This window comes from Mesorhizobium sp. 43Arga, from assembly GCF_053714255.1.
Map to the genome: position 1 here is coordinate 10303 of NZ_JBSKBO010000002.1, position 19286 is coordinate 29588.

11 protein-coding genes and 1 pseudogene are annotated in these 19286 nt (G+C 65.9%); 4 read left to right on the top strand and 8 right to left on the bottom strand.

Features of this window, described 5'->3' with window-relative positions; genetic code table 11:
* Positions 1-189: 189 nt before the first annotated feature.
* The 5 genes from ACWGS8_RS06405 to ACWGS8_RS06425 all read right to left on the bottom strand — a co-directional run bounded on the left by ACWGS8_RS06405 (position 190) and on the right by ACWGS8_RS06425 (position 13122).
* On the bottom strand, positions 190-11178 hold the full coding sequence (locus tag ACWGS8_RS06405; RefSeq protein WP_454580141.1) for a hypothetical protein: 10989 nt from the start codon (positions 11176-11178) through the stop codon (positions 190-192).
* A 314-nt stretch (positions 11179-11492) separates the two neighbouring features.
* Positions 11493-11792, bottom strand: coding sequence for a DUF6074 family protein (locus ACWGS8_RS06410; RefSeq protein ID WP_454580142.1), 300 nt, complete (start codon positions 11790-11792; stop codon positions 11493-11495).
* Between the two features lie 162 nt (positions 11793-11954).
* Positions 11955-12251, bottom strand: coding sequence for a DUF982 domain-containing protein (locus ACWGS8_RS06415; RefSeq protein ID WP_454581238.1), 297 nt, complete (start codon positions 12249-12251; stop codon positions 11955-11957).
* A gap of 182 nt (positions 12252-12433) precedes the next feature.
* Entirely contained in the window at positions 12434-12673 is a 240-nt protein-coding gene (locus ACWGS8_RS06420; RefSeq protein ID WP_454580143.1) for a hypothetical protein, read from the bottom strand.
* Positions 12674-12783: 110 nt separating this feature from the next.
* Positions 12784-13122 carry a hypothetical protein gene (locus tag ACWGS8_RS06425; protein WP_454580144.1) on the bottom strand — a complete coding sequence of 113 codons (339 nt, stop codon included), beginning with the start codon at positions 13120-13122 and terminating at the stop codon, positions 12784-12786.
* A gap of 276 nt (positions 13123-13398) precedes the next feature.
* Here ACWGS8_RS06425 and map point away from each other — a divergent pair, with 276 nt between their 5' ends.
* Together map and radC are read left to right on the top strand one after the other, a co-directional pair.
* Positions 13399-14226 carry a type I methionyl aminopeptidase gene (gene map / locus ACWGS8_RS06430; protein WP_454580145.1) on the top strand — a complete coding sequence of 276 codons (828 nt, stop codon included), beginning with the start codon at positions 13399-13401 and terminating at the stop codon, positions 14224-14226.
* Between the two features lie 57 nt (positions 14227-14283).
* The gene (radC, locus tag ACWGS8_RS06435; protein WP_454580146.1) at positions 14284-15045 is read left to right on the top strand and encodes a RadC family protein; all 762 of its coding nucleotides are present in this window, start codon (positions 14284-14286) and stop codon (positions 15043-15045) included.
* A gap of 70 nt (positions 15046-15115) precedes the next feature.
* On the opposite strand, the gene ACWGS8_RS06440 is transcribed toward radC, so the two are convergent.
* Both ACWGS8_RS06440 and ACWGS8_RS06445 read right to left on the bottom strand, forming a co-directional pair.
* Positions 15116-16645, bottom strand: coding sequence for an MFS transporter (locus tag ACWGS8_RS06440; RefSeq protein ID WP_454580147.1), 1530 nt, complete (start codon positions 16643-16645; stop codon positions 15116-15118).
* Between the two features lie 61 nt (positions 16646-16706).
* Positions 16707-17150 (bottom strand): DUF417 family protein, encoded by a 444-nt coding sequence (locus tag ACWGS8_RS06445; RefSeq protein WP_454580148.1) that lies wholly within the window; start codon positions 17148-17150, stop codon positions 16707-16709.
* 91 nt (positions 17151-17241) lie between these two features.
* On the opposite strand from ACWGS8_RS06445, the gene ACWGS8_RS06450 reads away from it, so the two are divergent.
* Both ACWGS8_RS06450 and ACWGS8_RS06455 read left to right on the top strand, forming a co-directional pair.
* Complete coding sequence (locus tag ACWGS8_RS06450; RefSeq protein ID WP_454580149.1) at positions 17242-17763, top strand: MarR family winged helix-turn-helix transcriptional regulator; 522 nt, start codon at positions 17242-17244, stop codon at positions 17761-17763.
* A gap of 323 nt (positions 17764-18086) precedes the next feature.
* A complete protein-coding gene (locus ACWGS8_RS06455) occupies positions 18087-18878 on the top strand; it encodes a hypothetical protein (protein ID WP_454580150.1) in 792 nt (263 codons plus the stop codon).
* Positions 18879-19124: 246 nt separating this feature from the next.
* Here the strand turns inward: ACWGS8_RS06455 and ACWGS8_RS06460 are convergent.
* Positions 19125-19211 (bottom strand): annotated as a pseudogene (locus ACWGS8_RS06460) (SMP-30/gluconolactonase/LRE family protein); the annotation flags it as partial.
* Positions 19212-19286: the final 75 nt, after the last annotated feature.

Sequence of the window (19286 nt, forward strand, 5' to 3'; positions counted from 1 at the left end):
GTCGGCTGACCTCCGGACGCAGGCAACGAGAACTCGTCTCCCGCGGCGCGCCGAGATCTACCGATCCTTGACGCGCGATTGGGCGCCAGGCGACCAGTGGAGCCGGACAGCGGAGGCAAGCGTCGGCGCCTCGGAGCTGCCGGCTTGCGATAGGCGCCAGTATCGTAAAGGCGAGCGATCGTGCCTCGCCTACCAGTTCACCCTGAACCCGACATTGCCGCCATAGGTCTGCACCCGGTCGGCGAACTTGCCGTCGAAGGTGGCGAACACCGATGTGTTGGCGCTCCAGTTCAGCTTGACGCCGGCATTGACGGTGACCGCGTCCTCGGCCGCCCCTGCACCCTGAACGACGAAGGCATAGCCGGGTGCTGCCTGGAAGCCTGGCTCCACCGAGCGGTCCGGCTTGAACTCATGCAGCCAGGCGGCACGGCCCCAGGCTTGCAGTGTCCTGCTCTCGCCGATCGCGATCGTGGTGTCGAGCTGCAGGCCGAGCGAGACTGGCAGCGAGATGACCGTGCGGCTGTCGAAGTCGAGGCCGAGCGCGCCGTCGCTGGTCGACTTTTCCGAGAAGGCCTGCATCGCCAGAGCCTGGAATTGCAGCCCGGCGAACGGCGTGATGGCGCCGGCGCCGAAAGGCTGCCGCCAGCCGGCTTCGAGGCTGGTGCCGAAGCCGGCGCTCATGAAATCGCCGGTCCAGTGTTCCCTTGATATTGCCGGCACCGGATTGAGCGGATTGGGCGCGCCTGGGACCGAGGTGAAGCGGTCGGTGGTGTTGCTGTAGAGATCCATCGCCAGCGACCCGTTGATGTAGAACTGGCCCCATTTGCGCGCGCCATAGGCGCCGGCATGGCCGCCGATGATGTTGCCGGAGGTTTCGCGGTCCGGCACGGCGAAGGATCCGGCGACACCACCCAGCGCGAAGCCCATCAGGACATCGGGATCGCCCTGCGAGTCCAGGCCGACGGCGAAGTTGCCGGATTTGTAGCCAAGGGCAGCGCTGCCGACCACCGGATCGCCGGTAACCGCACCCGAATTGCCGCCCGCCGTCGCCCAATAACTCCAGCGCTGGTCATTGGGCGCCTTGGTCAAGGCATCAAACGGATTGGCTTTGCCCGGCGGTTCGGCATAGGCCGCCGCCGGTGCTTTCAGTGACTGGCTCATCGGGTCCGTCGCGATGCCCATGCGCCAGGCATCGGCCTGCCGGCTCATCTGCGCCAGGAAGGTGCCGTTGGCGTCGAACTCCGGCTGCTGGAAGCCGCTGACGCCCTCGCCCGAGATCGTGTCGTAGAGGGCGCCAAGCTGATCAAGCGTCGGAATGTAGAAGATCGCGTTGGCGATCTTGGTGAAGTTCGGCGACGTCAGATCGGTCTGGATGGCGTTGATCGCCTGGCCCACCGCAGTCTGGTTCTCGGTCAGGCCAGTGCGGGCGAAATTGATGTTGACATTGAGGACGATATCCTCCGGGTTCGGATATTTCAGCGCATACTGCGCCACCGCGCTCGGGACCGTATCGAGCTTCAGCCCATTGTCGGTGACACCGCCCAGCGCCTCCAGGATGATGTAATCCTGGTTTCCCGGCTTCGCCGCGCCGGGGTTCATGATGTTGATGCTGACCAGGCCATTGACGTCGGCCGTCCCGCTCACATTGATGCGGTCCGCCTCCGGATCGAGGTCCAGGTCGAGCAGATAGACGCCGCCAAGCGACTGCGACCAGTTGCCGGTGACCTCGGTCGTCATCACGCGGTCGAGGCCGCCGGGAGCAGCAAAACCGTCATTGTTGAACTGGCCGGGCAGGTCGAGATAGATGGTGTCGCCCATCAGGTAGACGGCGCTGGTCTTGTTGTTGAAGATGTTGAGACCGGCGCCGAGATCCATCGATCCGACTGTCAGGTACTTGTTGTCGAACGTCTCGTTGCCGACGCCGCCGCGCATGGCGTAGCCGTCGATCAGCAGCACCGAACGGACCGTGCCGTTGTTGGTCAGCACATTGTCCTTGCCGTCCTTGTAGCCGATGCCGCCGCCGGCACCCGAGCCGCCGGTGATCGTCACGCCACTGGCGATGGTGACGTTGATGTCGCCATTGTCCGGTATGTTGCCGGTGCCGCCGGCACTCTGCTCCATAAGCGCGAAGGAATTCTTGCCGATGACAGCGAGGTCGGCCGTCTGCGTGAAGGTGATGGCGCCGCCGGTGCCGCCGCCGCCGGCGCTGCCCATGAAGCCTTGCGGGGTGGCAGTCATGGCCATCTTGCTGCTTGTGGCCTGCAGTTGGTCGAGGCCTAGATAGTTGCCGGAAAATCCGCCGACGCCACCGCCGCCGCCGATGCTCTGGCCGAACACGCCGACCGAATTGTCACCCGTGATAAGCATCGCGACGTTGCTGTTGATCGTCACGACACCGCCATTGCCGCTGCCGCCGGCGACAGCCTGGACGATGCCGTCGGTGTCCGCCGTCACCACACCGCCGCCACCGCCGACGGACTGCGCGAAGATGCCGACAGAGCCGTTGCCGGCAAGCCTGATCTGCCCCGTATTGGCGACGGTGACGTCGCCGCCCTTGCCGGTCGCGCCTGTATCGCCGCCGATGAACACCGGCACGCCGATCGCCGCGGCGATCGCGGTGCCGCCCGAGCCGCCGCCACCGCCGACCGATTGCGCGAAGATCGCGACGGAATTGTCGCCGTCGAGCTGCATGGCACCATTGTTGATGACGGTGACGATGCCACCGTCGCCGCCGGCAGCACCCTTGCCGCCGAGCGCGATGGCCAGTCCGGGCGGGCCGCCCGACACGGAATAGGACGCACCGCCGGCGCCGCCGCCGCCGCCCACCGACTGCGCCATGATGCCGGTCGAGCCGAAGCCCTTTGTGTGGATGATGCCGTCGCTGAAATTGGTGACATTGACGTTGCCGCCCTTGCCATTGGCGCCGCCGTCACCGCCGATGCCGAAGGTGAAGGCGCCAGGCGCGGGGCTTGCCGCCACGCTCATGGCGCCCGTACCGCCGCCGCCGCCGATCGATTCAGCGAAGATCGCGACCGACGAGGCCGACACCGTCGTGATGTTGCCATGGTTGTTGACGGTGACGACGCCGCCATCGCCCGAACTGCCGCCGCCGCCACCGACGCCGATCGCCACCGGCACGATGCTGACGCCGAAGGCGCCGCCGCCCGAGCCGCCGCCGGCGCCGACGGACTGCGCGAAGATCCCATGCGCGCCGATGCCTTCGACCGTGATCGCGCCATTGGCATTGTTGTTGACGGTGACCGCGCCGCCCCCGCCGTTGCTGCCGGCGGTGGTGCCGTTGCCGGCATCGCCGCCCTTGCCGCCAACGGCGATGAAGCCGATCGCGCGGCCGCCGGAACCGCCGCCGCCGCCGATCGACTGGGCGTTGATGCCGTCCGCCCCGGCGCCATAGGTGTGGAGGCTGTTGTTGTTGGTGACATTGACGATGCCGCCGATACCGGACGAACCGCCGGCGCCGCCGATCGAGATCAGGGCCGGGATCGAGCCGGTGATCCCGCCATTCTTGCCGCCGCCCGAACCACCGCCGCCACCCACGGACTGCGCCTGAATGGCGTGGGAATCGATGCCGTGCGTCTCGATCATGGCGTCATTGATGACGTCCACCTGGCCGCCGTTGCCACTTGCCCCGCCGGCGCCGCCAACAGCTATCGCGCTGATGCCGAGCGAACCGCCGGCGCCGCCGCCACCACCGATCGACTGGGCGAAAATGCCAACCGAATCATCGGCATGCGTGAGGATGCCGCCGTAATTGTTGACCGTGACGTGACCACCGGTGCCGCCCGCCTTGCCGGAGCCGCCAAGTGACAACAGGCCGCCAGCGCCACCGCCCGTGCCGCCGCCGCCGCCGACCGACTGCGCGAAGATGCCGGCCGAATAGCCCTCCTCCGGGTCGGCGCTCGGCGCGCCCTCTGCCGGCGGCGTCGGCGACGTGCCGAAGGTCTGGATGATGGCCGTTCCGGCCTGGCTGAGGTCGATCTTGCCGTTGGTGACGGTAACCGAGCCGCCATTGCCGGCGGCCTTGCCCTGGCCGCCAATGCCAACGGTACCGAGCGCGCCGGCCTCGCCGTCGCCGCCATCGCCGCCGCCGCCGCCGATCGACTGGGCGTGGATGCCGTCCGACTTGGTGCCGTGAGTCGTGATCACGCCTTCGTTGGCAACGATGACGGTGCCGCCGTTACCGCCACCGGCGCCATTGCCGCCGATGGCGACGGCACCAGACCTTGTCAGGCTGGCGGTGCCCAGTGGTTTCAGCAGCAATGTCGGATCCACCGGTACATAGGGAATCGCGAGCAGGCCGCCCGTGCCGACATAGGCGTCGCCGCCGATGCCGCCGCCACCGCCGATCGACTGCGCGACGATGCCGGATGACTTGTCACCATGCGTGGTGATGAAATCGTAATTGCCGACATCGACGGTCTGCGCATCATTGCCTGTTCCGCCGGCGCCGCCAACCGTCGCCTGCAAGTTCCAGCCCGGCTTGCCGCCGGCCGGTTGACAGACCTTTGGGAGGGTGCATTTCGCACCAAGCTGGAGCGAGATCGAATTGGCGCGGCCGCCGGTGCCGCCGCCGCCGCCGATCGATTGCGCCAGGATGCCGAAGGCGCCCATGCCGTTGGTTTCGATGCCGCCATACTGCCTGATGGTGACGTTACCGCCCGTGTTGCCGTTGCCGCCCGAGCCACCAACGGCAACACTGACATTGACCTGCGTGCCCGCATTATTGCCTTTAAGGCCAAGCACGCCGGTGATGGCGTTGCCGCCGGCGCCGCCGCCGCCGCCGACCGACTGCGCGAAGATGCCGTAGGCGCCGTCGCCAGTGGTCGTCGTCTGGCCGGCCGCGAGCAAGCCGGTCTGCAAGAGACCGTGATTGGTAACGAAGACGTCGCCGGCAAAGCCGGAGTCTCCGCCGAAGCCGCCGACGGTCACGCCGGCATTGAAATTGGTTCCGCTGCCGAGCGAGCCGATCACGGCCGAGACCGCCATGCCGCCATTGCCGCCGCCGCCGCCGATCGACTGCGCCTGGAGGGCGTGCGATTCGACCCCGTAGGTCGAAACGGCGCCGGTGTTGTCGATCGTCACCTTGCCGCTGTTGGTGCCGGCGCCGCCGAAGCCGCCGACGCTGGCCGACAAGGTCTTGGCGTCGGTGCCGGCAATCACCCCGGAGATCGCCATGCCGCCATTGCCGCCGCTGCCGCCGACCGATTGTGCGAATAGGCCGACGGACTGATCGCCCGTGGTGATGGTCGAGCCGTGGCGCGTCAGCAGCACTTCGCCACCGGTGCCGCCGCCACCGCCCTCGCCGCCGACCGCGGCGGTGATCTGGTTGCCGCCCTCACCGAGATTGAGAGCTGCCGCCACGCTTAGCCCGCCGGTTCCGCCGCCACCGCCTACCGATTGCGCGAGCACGCCGAAAGCCTTGTTGCCGCCGGTCTGGATGATGCCGGTGGAATCGACCGTGACCTTCTCGGCATTGCCACCGGAACCGGCGCCCCCACCGAGCGATACCGAGACCGCGCCGTTCTTGCTCGGGTTCTTCCCGAGCGAGCCCTTGATTGTCGCCGCAAAGGAGAAGCCGCCATTGCCGCCACCGCCGCCGACCGATTGCGCCAGGATGCCGTTCGCGCCATTGCCTGCGGTCAAAATGTTGTCGACCGAGGTGACGTTGACGGTCTTGCCGTTGCCGGAGCCGGCTCCCGAGCCGCCGACGGAGACGCCAATCGCGGCCTTGGCGTTCTGGCCGGTGACCGAAACCGCGCCGGAGAAGCCGCCATCACCGCCGCCACCACCGACCGACTGCGCGAAGATGCCATTCGAATCCCCGCCGTCGGTGTGGATGGTCGCATTGTTATTGGCGAGCGCGGTGCCGACATTGCTGTTGACGATGACGCGGCCGCCATCCTGGCCGGTACCGCCGTTGCCGCCGACGCTGACGGCGGCGCCACCGGCGCCGTCGACGACCATCTCGCCGGAGATGGCGAAGCCGCCGGTGCCGCCACCGCCCCCGATCGACTGGGCAAGAATACCGTTCGCCTTGTCGCCGGTCGTGTCGATCGTGCCGATGTTGTTGACCGTGACCAGCTGGGAGGTACCGCCCTTGGCGCCGGCGCCGCCGACGGAAACCGCCGCGGCCGCTTTCTGGCCGGCGCCCGCGATGGTTATGGCGGCGCCGCCATTGCCGCCGCCGCCGCCAACCGATTGCGCCAGTATGCCGTTCGAGCCGTTCTTGAGGGTAACGATGTTGCCGGTCGAGGTCACAGTGACCGTGTCGGCGTTGCCGCCGCCCTTGCCGGAACCGCCGACACCGACGCCGATCGCGCCGGCTCCCGTGGTGATAGCCAGCGCGCCTGAGAAGCCGCCATTGCCGCCGCCGCCGCCGATCGACTGCGCCAGGATGCCGTCAGCCTTCAAACCTTCGGTCCTGAGATCGCCCGTCGAGGTGACGGTGACCGATTTGGCGTTGCCGCCATTGTCGCCGGAGCCGCCGACACCCACGGCCAGACTGCCCGTGCCCTCGCCGGTCAGCGTGCCGGCTATCGCGCCGCCGCCATTGCCGCCGCCGCCGCCGACCGATTGCGCGAAGATCGCATGCGAGCCGTCGCCGTCGGTCTCGATGTTACCGTGGCTGGTGACGGTGACGACCGCGGCGTCGCCGCCGCTCGAGCCGGAACCGCCGACCGCGACGCTGGCGGCCATATCCTTGCTGCCGGCCAGCGCAATGGCAAAACCGCCATTGCCGCCGCCGCCGCCGACCGATTGCGCCATGATGCCGAAGGAGTCTTTGCCTCCGGTCAGGATGTTGTTGTAGCTGGTGACGGTGACCGTTTCGGCAGTCGAGCCGGATCCGGCGCCGCCGCCGATGCTGACACCGAGCCCGCCGCCGCCGAGCCCGACGCCGAGGCTGCCCGCGAAGCCGCCCGAACCGCCGCCGCCGCCGACCGACTGCGCGAAAATACCGGATGAATTGTCACCCTGGGTCCAGATCGACACGATGTTCGAGGCCGGCGCCTGCAGCACCGGCTGGCCGTTCGCGCCGACGAGGCTGTAGCTGTTGACGATCACCTTGCCTGATGTCGAGCCGGTGGCGCCCGTGCCGCCGACGCCAACGCCGATGCCGGCATTGCCCGTCGTGGCCGAGCCGGCGACCGCGAAGCCGCCATTGCCGCCGCCACCGCCGATCGACTGCGCCAGGATGCCGTTGGAGAATTTGCCCGTCGTCGTGATCGTGCCAGTGCTCGTCACCGTCACGGCCTTGCCGACGCCGCCGACGCCGCCCTTGCCGCCGATCGCCACAGACGCCGTTGCCGCATCGGGATCGCCGAGCGCACCGGTGACGGCGACGCTGAAGCCGCCATTGCCGCCGCCGCCGCCGATCGACTGGGCGATGATGCCGGACGAATTGTCGAAATTGGTCGAGATGTTGCCCGTCGAGGTGACCTTGACCATGTTGGCGCTGCCGCCGCCCGCGCCGCTGCCGCCAAACGCCACGCCGACGGCGATCGACTTGCCGCCGCCAAGTGTGCCGGCGAAGCCGCCATTGCCGCCGCCGCCGCCGACCGATTGTGCCAGGATGCCGGCAGCGCCCGTGCCGCGAACACCGCCTGATATGAAGCCGGCGCCCGTCGAAATGTTGCCCGTCGAGATGACGGTGACATCGAGGCCGTTGCCGGCCGCGCCACCCTTGCCGCCAAGCGCCACGCCAATACCGGCATCCTTGCCAAGCGCCAGCGAAACGGTCGATCCGCCATTGCCGCCGCCGCCGCCGACCGATTGCGCCAGAATGCCGATCGCCTGGTCGCCATATGTCGTGATGTCGCCGGTCGAGGTGACGCGGACGGTTTTCGCGCTGCCGCCACCGGCGCCGTTGCCGCCGAGCCCGACCGCGGCGCTGACGCCCTGCAGCGTGATCGCGCCGGCGCCGGCGAAGCCGCCATTGCCGCCGCCGCCACCCACCGACTGCGCCATGATGCCGATCGACTGGTCGCCATGGGTCTGGATGTTGCCGGTCGAGGTCACCGTCACCTCGCCCGCGCTCTGCCCACTGCCGCCACTGCCGCCGACGGCCACCGAAGCGCCCAGCGCGCCGGTCGTGAACGTGCCGGCGACGCTGAAGCCGCCATTGCCGCCGCCACCGCCGATCGACTGCGCCAGGATGCCGTCGGACTGCTTGCCGTAAGTGGCGATGTCGCCGTAACTGGTGACGAAGACATCCTTGCCGACGCCACCGGTGGCCCCGCTGCCGCCGACCGAGACCGCGGCCGCGCCGCCGGCGCCTTCATAGGAACCGGAGACGCTGAGCGTCACGGCGAAGCCGCCATTGCCGCCGCCGCCGCCGATCGACTGCGCCAGGATGCCGGTCGAGTTGTCCTCTATCGTCAGTATGTTGTTCTGGGTGACGGTGTTGCCGACCTTCTTGCCATTGTTGACGGTCGCTATACCGGCGTCGCCGCCGCCCCCGCCGGTGCCGCCAAGGCTGACGCCGACTCCGACAAGACCGCCCGCCGCAAGGCTGCCGGAGAAGCCGCCATTGCCACCGCCACCACCGATGCTCTCGGCCTGGATGCCCACCGCGTTCTTGCCTTCGGTGACAAGGTTCCAGGTGCCGGCATAGGCGGTGGTGACCGTATGGCTGGCGCCGTCGGCATTGACGGTGACATTGCCGGCATTGCTGCCGTCGGCGCCCGCGCCGCCAAGCCCGACGCTCGCCGCGCCGCCGCCTAGGGCCGCCGAGATGGTGAAGCCGCCATTGCCACCGCCGCCGCCGACCGATTGCGCCAGGATGCCGGTCGAATTGTTGCCTTTTGTGTGGATCGAACCGGAGCTGCCGACAATGACGTCCGCACCGGCACCACCGCCGGCACCCTTGCCGCCGATATTGACGGCGATGCCGACCGCGCCGCCAATGGCGCCGCCGATCGCATAGCCGCCATTGCCGCCACCGCCGCCGACCGACTGGGCAACGATGCCGCCGGCATTGTTGCCGGCTGTCGAAATGTCGCTGAGGCTCGACACGGTCACGAGTTTCGATGCACCGCCGGCACCACCATTGCCGCCAATGCCGATCGCCGCCGCGAATGTCCCGGTGGCGTTGACCGCCACCGCGATCGCCGCACCGCCATTGCCGCCGGTGCCGCCGATCGACTGCGCGAAGATGCCGCGCGATCCCTGGCCATAAGTGGTCAACGAACCGGCGGTCTCCACCGTCACGATGTTGCCGTCGCTGGCATTGCCGGCAGCCCCGCCCATGGCGAGCGCAAGCGCGCCGACCGCACCCGAAACCGAAAATCCGCCATTGCCGCCGCCACCGCCGATCGATTGGGCGAAAACGGCATCCGACTGGTCGCCATGGGTGATGATCGAATAGGCTGTATCGTTGGCGTCGCGCAGCACTTCCACCGCGCCGGAGGTGCCGCCACTTCCGCCCGCGCCGCCGAGCGCGACGCTGAAGCCGACGCCGCCGGAGAACGCGCCGCCGCCATTGCCGCCGCCGCCGCCAACCGATTGCGCGAAGATGCCGGCGGAATTGACTGAAGCGGCACCATTTTTTCCGGTTTCGATATCGCCCGCATTGGTCACCGTCACTCGCGCGCCATTGCCGCCGGCGCCGCCCTTGCCGCCGGCCGAGAACAGGCCGCCGGAGGTGCCGCCATTGCCGCCGCCGCCGCCGACCGACTGTGCGAAGATGCCGGCGGACTGTTTGCCGTCGGTGCTGATCGAACCGGCCGCGGTGTTCGTCACTTCGACGATGCCGCCATTGGTGGTCGATGCGCCGTTGCCGCCAAGCGAGACCAGACCGCCTGAATTGCCGCCATTGCCGCCGCCGCCGCCGATCGACTGCGCCAGGATGCCGTTGGATTCCTGGCCATGGGTGACGATCGCACCGGAATTGGTGACGCCGACCGTCACGACATTGGCAGGGCCGCCATTGCCGCCGAGGCTGCCGCTACCGCCCGATGCGAACAGGCCGAAATTCGAGCCGCCATCGCCGCCGCCGCCGCCGATGGTCTGGGCCAGGACGCCCTGTGAATTGTTGCCCCAAGTGGTGATGTTGGCATTGTTGGTGACCTGGACGATGCCGCCATTGCCACCATTGCCGCCGCCGCCGCCGGAGGACGAAAACAGGCCGAACCCGCCGGCACTGCCGCCGCCGCCGCCGCCGATCGACTGCGCGGCTATGCCGTGTGAATAAATGCCGTAGGTGGTGATCGTCGTGCCGACGCCGGTGAAGACATTGGCGTTGCCGCCTGCGCCGGCCGGGCTGCCACCGCCCGGGTTGAAGACCAGGCCGCCGCCGCCGCCGCCATTGCCACCATGGCCGCCCTGGCTGATGGCTGCAATGCCCGCAGAGTAGTTACCCAGCGTCTCCACACTTCCGCTGTTGAAATTGACGGTGGCATTGCCGCCGCTGCCGCCCAGCCCGCCATCGCCGGCATTGCCTGAAATGCCCTTGGCGTCGCCGCCATCGCCACCGTCGCCGCCGACGCTGCTCCCAACGATTCCTGCGTTCGGACAAGCCGTGGGCAGGACACAATTGTTGTTCGTCTTGACGGCTCCATCCACATTGACCGTAACAGTGCCGCCATCGGCACCATCATGGCCGTCGCCGCCATTGGAAAAGACGTAGCCGTTGCTGCCATTGCCGCCGCGACTGCCGTTCGACGCGCCCAGCACGCCGATCGTGCCCGTTGCGACCACTGCGCCGCTGCCGGAGACGTTGGTGTTGGCTCCCGGCTGATTGTAGTTGACCGTCAATGTCGGGCCGGCATTGCCGGATGGCCCGCCCGCCGCGGTGATCGGCGGCGCAATACAGGTTGTTCCGGCAGGCGCGCCATTGGCGACCGCGCAGCTCTCGGCTACGGCGGGATTGCCGTTCTGGGCCGGTTTTTCCGGTGTGATGACGCAGTCGGCCGCGTTGCCAGTGCTGCAGGTGTAGTGCTGGACACCGCCCCCCGGCGGTGGCGGCGCCGCCCCGGTACCGGTCAGGGATATCCGGCTGGGGTCGATCGTCAGCGTATTGACGTTGAGCGTCGTGACGCCAGGCGCGGTGTAGCTGATGTCGGACCGTGTTCCAGATCCCGCGCAGGTCTCGACGCCACCACTCGGCCCTGTGCAAGTCGCTTCGGCAGGCCCCGTCGAACCGACGAACAGCGTCAGCGCCATCAAAATGGCCGCTGCTGTCGCAAACCCTGAAAGGCCAAGAAATCTCTGCTTCAACCAGCCTGAAACAAAGCGAGACTCGGCTGCCCCCTCACGAACACGAGTCATCCATCGCCCCCCTGATCCGCACCGCCCCCGCCGCGAATCTGCCTTTGCTAATGCAACCTAGCAGATTGCAATGGCAACGGGCGCTCCCAAGAATAGAGGTGATGTAAATTGGGTGCAGTGTAGCCGTTCAAGCACACAGACCCATAGCAAAAGACAGTGTTTACGCGCTATTGGAGTAAGCAGTGCGACACAATCGTGAAATATTTGCTTCAGGCGGAAAGAACTGGAGCCGATTCAGCCGCCAATCCAGCCGAAAGCTCTCTCTGTACGGCCAGGAAAAACCTGCGCACTTCATCACTGGCTGTGGCTCTGTCCCTGCCCGACCCGACAACCAGGTCAAGCAACTCGGCTGCTTTAGCCCTCCAGAACGAGGCTGCAGGCTCGCCATGCAGATTGTCTAGCTTGGCTGCAACTTCCCTGACCAAGAATAGCTGACGGTCGATCGGGAATGCACGGACTTTTTCTGGGGACATCTTCCAAACCATGAACTGACGCAACGAATCAACCATTGCTGAACAAGCAATGGCGTAGCCTCTGATATGGAAACGGAAGCTTAACGCCGCTGTCGATGCGTCGTCATCGGACGAGATGCAGGTAATGATCCGCGCACCAGGTCATCACGTGCATGCAAGCCAAGTTGAAAAGTTGGATAGCCGGAAGGGTAAACTGCCTCAGGCCTGGAGCGCGCTTGCCTCGCCGCTACGCTTGCGCGGCGCCATCATGTCGCTGGCCATCAGTCCGGTGACACGGCAGAACGCCATGAACGCCCGGCAGGCATCCTCGGTCTTGACCACGTCTACCGTGGCGCCGAAGCAGGCATTGAATGCTTTCTGATACACCGGTCCCTGCCGGCGGGCCGGCCAGTCCTGGAGAAAATCCAGCGCCTGCTCGACGCTGTAAATCTCCTCGACGGGCAGGCCGGGGCCTTGCGCGATGCGCACCGGCACCTCGAATTGCAATCTGTCCATCCGCAAATCTCCCGAACCCTTCGCCCAGGCAACGCCGTTCGTCGTCAAAAGTTGCTTTGCCCAGTCAGTGCCACGCAAATGTGTCGTCACTGCGGAAACGGCTGTTTTTTGCTGCAAACGGGCCGAGGAAAGTCCTGTCGGCACCAGCCAGTCCGGCAGAACTTTCCCAATCGACGGCGCCACTATTGATTGGCCGGGTCGGTCTCCGCGTCGAAAGCCATGCGCACCACCGTCAGGAGAACATAGGCCGACGGCAAGGCGAACAGGGCACCAAGGACGAGCGCACCGGTTCCCGACAGATAGAGCGTCTCGGCGACCGCCCAATAGACGGTTCCGATACAGATGAACGCCTGGACGGACAGAAAGGAGGCAGCCGAGGCCGCACGCGTCAGGCTTTTGAATGTTTTGATACGTCGTTGCATTGCAATGATCCGGAAATGGCGCGTCACGCCACCATGCACGGCTGAAGGCCGCCGCACGGGTCGCGACGCGAATGGCTTGGAATGGGGATGAACGTGCGGTCCTGGACCGCTCAGACCTGCGTGGACGGTGGCGCACGCGGCTGGTTGGTGCTCGCGCAGGGAGCGGACGCCATGCCGGATCCGGCAACGGCTGCGGCTGGGGAAATCCGGTCCAACCAAAGGAAAACAGCTTGCGGAGCCGGCAAGGTCGGATGGAAGCCGGCGAACTTGGCCAGCACCGGCCGGGCTGTTCGAACCTCCAGCGCCTGCGCCTTGTTGGTGACACGCAGCAGCGCCGCGACCTCACCCGACCGTTCCAGGCCAACGCTGGCGCCGGCCTGGGCAGAGTCCGCGAAAGTGGGAACGTCGGGCCGGCCGAGGCACAGCATCGCCAGCAGCACCAGGCCCATCAGACAAGAGCAGGCTGCCGTCAGCGATGCCTTAAGCGATCTGGCGCGCTTGGGTAAAGGACGCGATCTCCAAAACATACATCCGCCCTAGCGCAGGACGGCCGGAAAGGAAAGCAACCGTGCAAAACCGGTAGAAATTGCCCCGACGAGACGAATATCCTGCCGGCTAAGGCCGCATCAGCCAGTTCTTCCTTGAACCTTTTGCCCTCAAGTGCCAAATCTGGCGGGATATTCACGCCAGCACTCCTGCAGGGCCCACCCTTCAATACGGACAAAATGGTCACCTATCTCGACGCCGCGACGGCCCCTCTCAGAAACACCGGCCAGATCCGCCTCTATGGCGAGGACGGTTTTGCCGGCATGCGCAAGGCATGCGACCTCACCGCGCGCTGCCTGGATGCGCTGGTGTCGATGGTCGCGCCCGGCGTCACGACGGACGCCATCGACCGTTTCGTCTTCGAGTTCGGCATGGATCACGGCGCACTGCCGGCGACGCTCAACTATCGCGGCTATACGAAATCGTCCTGCACCTCGATCAACCATGTCGTCTGCCACGGCATTCCCGACAACAAGCCGCTGAAGGATGGCGATATCGTCAACATCGACGTCACCTACATTCTCGATGGCTGGCATGGCGATTCCTCGCGCATGTATCCGGTCGGCACCATCAAGCGGGCGGCCGAACGCCTGCTCGAGGTCACCCATGAATGCCTGATGCGCGGCATCGCCGCCGTCAGGCCGGGTGCCCGCACCGGCGCCATCGGCGCCGCCATCCAGACCTTTGCCGAGGCGGAGCGCTGCTCGGTGGTGCGCGACTTCTGTGGCCACGGCGTCGGCCAGCTCTTCCACGACGCCCCCAACATCCTGCACTATGGCAGCGCCAATGAAGGCGTCGAGATGCGGCCCGGCATGATCTTCACCATCGAGCCGATGATCAATCTCGGCCGGCCGCATGTGAAAGTGCTGTCGGATGGCTGGACGGCGGTGACGCGGGACCGTTCGCTGTCGGCACAGTACGAGCACACGATCGGCGTGACCGACACGGGCTGCGAGATTTTCACGCTCTCGCCCAACAACCTCGACCGGCCCGGCCTGCCGGCCTGATATTTTGGTACGTCGGGCAACCGCTTTGCCCGACCGATTGGCTGGATGCGGGGGCTGATGGGGAAGGCCAGCGACGAAGACGAGCGGAGTTTCTTCTCCGAGGTGCCGGTTCGGCCAGCCGCGAAGGCGAGGCCCGTTCCAGCCGAGAAACCTGGATATCTCGGCCACCGCGACCGTTTGCGCGAGCGCTTTGCTTCGGCGGGCCCGGACGCCCTGCCCGATTACGAACTTCTGGAGCTCTTGCTCTTCCGGCTGATCCCGCGCGCCGACACCAAGCCGCCGGCCAAGGCGTTGCTGGCGCGCTTCGGCACGTTGGCCGAAGTGCTTGGCGCGCCCGTCAACCTGCTGCAGGAGGTCAAGGGCATCGGCCCGGCGGTGGCGCTCGACCTGAAGGTTGTCGCGGCGACGGCGCAGCGCATGGCGCATGGCGAAGTCCATGGCCGCGAGGTCCTTTCGTCCTGGACGCAGCTTCTCGCCTATTGCCGGTCGGCCATGGCCTTCGAGGCGCGCGAGCAGTTCCGCATCCTGTTCCTCGACAAGAAGAACACGTTGATCGCCGACGAGGTGCAGCAGACCGGCACTGTCGACCACACGCCCGTCTATCCCAGGGAAGTGGTCAAGCGGGCGCTCGAACTGTCGGCCACCGCGATCATCCTGGCGCACAACCACCCGTCAGGCGACCCGACGCCATCGCGCGCCGACATCGAGATGACGAAAGAGATCATCGAAGCGGGTAAACGGCTGGGCATCGCCGTGCACGACCACATCATCATCGGGCGTAAGGGATACGCCAGCATGAAGGGCCTGCTGCTGATCTGATTGGGAATGGCTGCGCCCGCGGCCGCGCGCAGATGAAGCCCCGCAAGATCGCGCTTGCCTGAGCGAGCGTTTATTCCGGCGTCTTCAGCTCCCGGAACATTGTCGCCGCGACAATTGCCGCCAGCATCATGATCGTGGCGGCAGTCAGGAAGGTGATGCCCGCCGCGCTCGCGTACGCGCTTCGAGCTGCCGACAACAAGGCGTCGCCATCGCCGAGAGTTGGTGCAAGGCTGCTTGCGGCGCCGATACCGCGTAACGCGGTCTCCATTGTGTTGACGGAAACCGTAGTCGGCATCGCCACGCCTAGCGCGGAGCGGTAAAGCAGGGTTGCGAGGCTGCCAAGCAGGGCGATGCCTAGCGCGCCACCGAACTCGGAGGCCGTCTCGGAAAGTGCCGAGGCAGCGCCGGATCGCTCCTTGGGGGCCGCGCTGACGACAAGGTCCGCGACGATCGCGATGCCCGGAGCCGAGCCGATCGAGAACAGCACGTTCCCCAGAACAATCAGAATCAAGCTGTGTATTTCGGTGGCGTACGCCATCAGCACGAGGCCGCAGGCTGCAAGCGTCAGGCCGGAGCCGAGAACGTAGGCTGGCCGCATCAGCCTGAGCACAGCCGACGTCATCAATGATCCCATGATGAAGCCGAGCCCGGCCGGGATGCTCCAAAGGCCCGCTTCCAGAGGTGTTAGTCCCAAAACCAGTTGGAGGTACTGGGCGACAAGAACGAGAATTCCGAAGCCGACAAAGAAGTCGAGGATGTTGATGCCGAGCGCTGCGGTCACGGCGGGCCGTTTGAACAGCCGCAAGTCGAGGAGCGGATCGGACAAGTCCATCTGCCTCCTCACGAATACCACTGCGAGCACCAGGCCCAACGCGATCGCCGATGTCGCCCACACGAGATTGCCGCCCTCGGCGACGAGCTTGATGCCAAAAACGATCGGCAACACAGCCGCCAGAGACAAGCCAGCGCTCAGGATATCTAGCCGCCCGGCGTTTGGGGCCTTGTGTTCGGGCAGCAACAAGGGTCCGACCATCAGCAGAAGCGCCGTAATCGGAATGGGCACCAGAAACACGGCTCCCCACCAGAAGTGCGACAGAAGCAGACCACCTATGACAGGGCCGATCGCGCCGCCAAACGAGAAACTCGCAACCCAGACGCTTACGGCAAAGGTCCGCTGGCGGTCGTCACGGAACATGTTGCTGATGAGGGACAGCGTCGAGGGCGCCATCGTCGCGCCGGCTATGCCGAGAAGCGCCCGAGCCAGGATGAGCGTTTCGGCACTGCGTGCAAAAGCGGCGACCAGTGACAGCAACCCGAAAGACGCCGATCCAATCAGCAACAGCTTGCGCCGGCCGATCCGATCGCCAAGAGCTCCCATGATGAGCAGCGACGCGGCCGCCAGAAAGCCGTAGATATCCACGATCCAGAGCAGTTGCGCGGCCGTGGGCTTGAGGTCGGCGCTTAGCGATGGCACGGCCAGGTTCAGCACGGTCAGATCCATCGCGTAGAGGATGCAAGGCAGCGCGATGATGGCGAGGCCGATCCATTCGCGATGCGTGGCTCGGTCCGCGCGCGGTCCGGAAGCTTCGGATACGTTCATTGCCATCTCCCGATCGTTGACGTCCGCTAACAGATCGCTTGGCTGCTCGCGCCGATATCATTCAAAGCGAAGGTACGCGCGGCTTTATAGCCGCCAGGGCCTCGCCAGCAGACCAAAGCGCCACCCCGAGAAGGGTCAGGTCCTTGACGATGAAGGCACCAAGTGCCGGGTCGAGCTGCGGTGTGGTGATCAGGAAGCTCAGCGTGACCACCAGCGAAACTGCGACGCCGTAACTGCCGATCGCCGCGATCCACGGCGTAACAGGACGCGAAGCCATCATCAGAGCCAAGGCGATCTCCACCACGCCGACGACGTCCGAAGACATTTGCTGATCAAACAATCTGGGAAGCCAGAACAAGAACGGGCTGTGAACAAGCAACGGGTAAATCGCCGTCGCTTCAGCCGGCGTGAACTTGGCCAGCCCGAACCCGACGAAAAAGAGGACAACGCTGTATCGAGCCACCATCTGCCCCGTCGCCTGGGTCCATCTCTGCAAAGCAATCATGACCTTTCTCCTTGATAAGTGCGTGTTGCACGCACATAATAAGTCACATAGTGGCTAGCGCCGTCAACCCCTCATGATAAAGATTGCCGCCATGACTCGTTTGAGAACCGCCAATATGCTTGCCGCCTTCGCTGGCGAAATCACCGAACGTGTGGAAGTGACCCTCAAAAGTCACCCCAACCAAACCGACTCCGCCTCGGCCGCGCTCAACATCATGGGCTTTTGGGAGGGCATCACCAACGCCCAGCTCGCGCGGGCGCTAAACCTGTCGCACACCGCGACGGTGCGCCTGGTCGACAAGCTCGAGGCCCAGGGTTTCGTCGAAGCTCGCAAAGGTGGGGACAAGCGGGTTACGCATCTCCATGTGACTCCGGCCGGCCGCAAAGCCGTATTGCCCGCTCTCGTCGCACGTTGCGCGGCGGTCAATAAGTATCTTGGGGTCCTCACCGCCGCGGAAGAAAAGCAACTGGCCGGCCTGCTCGGGAAGCTGATGAGCCCGCTGGCGACGGACGCTTATGGCGTAAGCCATTTTTGCCGCCTCTGCGAATTTACGGCTTGTCCCGGAGACCAGTGCCCGATGCACGCCAACATGGATTCGTGGCCGGAAATTTGACAGACCGCGTATGACGAGCCGGGTGACGCGCCGCACCGTGCTTCACCATCAATTTCCCTTACTTCCAAGCCTTTCCGATAAACGGCTCTGCCGCTCTTGGTTGGCAGTCCGGACCAAGGTCCGGCTGGCGTGGGACTTCAGTACCACGGGCGCCTCGTGGCACCGATTTATATGGAATATCAAATGATTACGGCGCTCCCGCCTACCAGGATCGCGCATCGCGACCGCATTTGTCTAAAGTTTACCCCGTACGATTAGCGGATTCTCATATTACGCTGATCTAGCGCGGTTGGGCGAAGGGTGGCGATTCCCGAGGAGACACCATGACGAACCGAAAAACTCTGTTCGCAGCGCTTGCCGCATTGGCGCTTCTGGCGTCGCCTGCGCTCGCCGGAGCCGGCGGCAACGGGCACGGTGGCGGCGGAAACGGGCATGGCAACGGCGGTGGTAACGGCAACGGCAATGGCGGCGGCAATGCTGTCGGCAATGGCAAGGGCAACAGCGGTGCCTCGCACGGCAAGTCCGCGTCGGCTCCGGGGCATGTTGGCAAGGTGGACACTGACACAACGACCGACACCACGGTCGACACGACCACCCAGGTCGCATCCGTGTCGAAGGAGAAAAACATCCATGCCAAGCTCGGCCGGCTGAACTCCCTGCAGCGCAACATCAACGCCTATATGAATTCCAAGAGCAAGAAGTTCGCTGGCCTCCAGGCCTTCGTGACACAGTCGGCGAAAGCCAAGGTCGCCCAGGCCGCGGCCGAGACGGCAGCCGCCACGGCCGCCGCCGCGCAGGCCCAACTGGATGCGCTGAATGCGCAGCTCACCGCGCTGCAGGCTGATCCGAACGCCACGGCTGCGCAGATCCAGGCTGTGAAAGATCAGATCACCGCCCAGCAGGCCGTTGTCGACGACGACAACGCAGCGGCCGACCAGGCAGAGGCGGCGGCTGCCACGGCGACCGTCGGCACCGACCAGGCATCGCTCGATGCAGCGCTGACGGACATGGCCAACAAGCCGGTCGATGACGAGGTCACGGCCTGGGCCCAGGGTGTCCTTGCCGACAAGATCGACCAGATGGCCACCAAGATCGAAGCGCAGACCACGCCTTAGGCGTCGACCAGAACGGCAATAACCAAGGCCGCCGAGCTCCCGCCCGGTGGCTTGGGAAATGGCGCTGCCAGAGCCGCCCCTCAGCCGGCGCGGTTCAGGAACGCCGGTCACGCCGAGGCCGGTGATGGCGAACAGGCTGCCGCGCAGGACACCGTCGCCGGGAAAGCGCAGCAGCGGCGGCTTGGCCATCGAGGTGACATAGAGCGTGTCGAGCTTCGGTCCGCCGAACATGACGCTGGTGATTTTCTTCACCGGCATGTCGATGATGCGATCGAGGGTGCCGTCCGGCGCGTAGCGCACCAGGCGGCCGCCATAGACCAGCGCATTCCACAGATATCCCTGGGCATCGACGGTCGAGCCATCGGCCGCGCGCCGCCCTTGCTTGTGTCGACGCTCACGAAGGTGCGG